Here is a 1947-nt window from a genome sequence, read left to right on the forward strand (position 1 = left end):
CCCTTCGACCCTTCCTGCCCCTCCGGCCCTTCCTGGCCCTCCAGTCCTTCCGCCCCSGCACAGGCGCCGCACACGGCGGGGCCGAGCACCGCGCGTATCCCCCCGCCCAGCGGGTGTCCTCGCGGGCAGGCGTCGCGCCAGGGCTGTCCGGGCTCGACGGAGAGCCGGTAGGCCGCGCGCGGCAGCACGGCACCGGCCGCGGCGCCGTAGACGGCGGCGGCCACGATCGCTATCCACTCCAGCGGCACACGGCGAGCTTACGACGGCGCCGAAGCCGCCCTCCCCGGGCCGGGCCACGCCCTCGCCGCCGGCCCCGCCGCCCGGCCCCCGCCGAACCGCCGAACCGGTCGATCAGCCTGCCGACGCGCCGCTCGATCGCCTCTCGCTCCGCCTCTTGATCCGCCTCTCGCTCCGCCGTACGGAGGTCACCGGGAGCGATTCATCTCACACCCGGTCGGAGCACCCCGGAGCGGGACAGCGCCGACACCTGCGGCGCAGCACCAATCGGCCCCCTGGGGCGCCTCGTTAACCAACTGCCGCTGTCGGTGGGGGGCCGTACTGTAGTCCGCATGACATCGACTTCCACCGGGCCCGGAGAGCCCGGACGGTTCCGGGAGACCGACGCGGGCCAGGTGACCGCGTCGGAGCTCACCGTCAACGCGGCCAACGACGCCATCAGGAGCTTCGTCGCAGGCCGCACCCTCTGGTCGAAGGAAGCTCTCGCCGAACTGGACAGGCTGCGCGGCCAGTGGCAGCGCGCCGTCCATGCCGAGATGGTCAAGGCGGCGTGAGGGCCGCCGCCTTGGCCATCTCTTCTCTCCGTCTCCCCGCCTCGTAGCGCACGATTCCTTCCCTCGTTCCCAACGGGGTCTCGCCAGCCACCCGTTGATCCGCAAGCATGGACGCATGAGCGGTGCACAGCGGCGGGCCGACGGCGGCACGGGGCGGCAGCCCGACGGCACAACGGGCCCACGCGCCGGGGAGGAGCAGCCACCACCCGCGCCGAGGGACGCGGATGCCGGGGAACAGGAGGCCGCCGCCTCGGCCCGCCGTGGACGACGCCGTCTCCTGCTCGCCACGGCGCTGTTCGCGACGCTGGTCCTGCCCAAGGTCGTCAGCCCGCCCGGCTCCGCCGACGGCGCCGCGGCCCGCCCCTCCCCGAGCGCCAGCAGCGTCCCGGCGTATCCCACGCCGCGCCCCGACGACGGCGCGACCAGCGCCCCGTCACCGTCCCGCCTCGGCCCCACGCCCGGCAGCGCACTGCCGACCCCGCCCGGCCGCGCGCCGGGCGCCACCGGCCCCGCGGACGGACCGGGCGGCGCCTCCGACTCGCTGGCGGCGGCGTTCCGTTCGGTACGGGCAGGACAGTGCCTGACCGTGCACGGCAACGGGTCGGGCTGGAGCCGCCCGGCGCCCACCGAGGCCACCCGTGTGCCGTGCGGCGACGACCGGGCCCTCACCCGGGTGACCGCCGTCCACGGCGCCGGGCCCGGCGGTGACACCGAGACGTCCTGCCCCACCGGCAACGGGCGCGCCGCCTGGACGCACGGCGACACCACGCTGTGCGTCACCCGGCAGTTCCGCACCGACCAGTGCCTTTTGGCCGAGTCGGACCGCGGGCGGCTGCGGGCGGCGCTGATGTCGGCGCCGGCCTGCTCCTCGCTGCCGCCCTCCGGCGGGGCGGGCGGGCACGCCGTCGTCGCCGCACGGCACACGGGTGGCCTCGGTGGGCGCCGGGCGGCTCCAGCCCGACCCGTTGCCGTGCACGGTCAGGCACTGTCCTGCCCGTACCGAACGGAACGCCGCCGCCAGCGAGTCGGAGGCGCCGCCCGGCCCCGCGGACGGACCGGGCGGGGTCGGCAGTGCGCTGCCGGGCGTGGGGCCGAGGCGGGACGGTGACGGGGCGCTGGTCGCGCCGTCGTCGGGGCGCGGCGTGGGATACGCCGG

2 protein-coding genes and 1 pseudogene are annotated in these 1947 nt (G+C 76.9%); 2 read left to right on the top strand and 1 reads right to left on the bottom strand.

Going from position 1 to position 1947, the window contains the following annotated elements:
- A pseudogene (locus tag AB8Z75_RS35035) lies at positions 1 to 248 on the bottom strand (prepilin peptidase); the annotation flags it as partial.
- A 321-nt stretch (positions 249 to 569) separates the two neighbouring features.
- Here AB8Z75_RS35035 and AB8Z75_RS35040 point away from each other — a divergent pair.
- Entirely contained in the window at positions 570 to 791 is a 222-nt protein-coding gene (locus AB8Z75_RS35040; protein WP_369209193.1) for a hypothetical protein, read from the top strand.
- 115 nt (positions 792 to 906) lie between these two features.
- Positions 907 to 1899, top strand: coding sequence for a hypothetical protein (locus tag AB8Z75_RS35045; protein WP_369209195.1), 993 nt, complete (start codon positions 907 to 909; stop codon positions 1897 to 1899).
- Positions 1900 to 1947 lie beyond the last annotated feature (48 nt).

This window comes from Streptomyces sp. PU-14G, assembly GCF_041028275.1.
In the GTDB taxonomy this organism is placed as follows: domain Bacteria; phylum Actinomycetota; class Actinomycetes; order Streptomycetales; family Streptomycetaceae; genus Streptomyces.

Coding starts and splice junctions, on each gene's coding strand:
- AB8Z75_RS35040 (WP_369209193.1), top strand. CDS start 570: ATGACATCGACTTCCACCGGGCCCGGAGAGCCCGGACGGTTCCGGGAG.
- AB8Z75_RS35045 (WP_369209195.1), top strand. CDS start 907: ATGAGCGGTGCACAGCGGCGGGCCGACGGCGGCACGGGGCGGCAGCCC.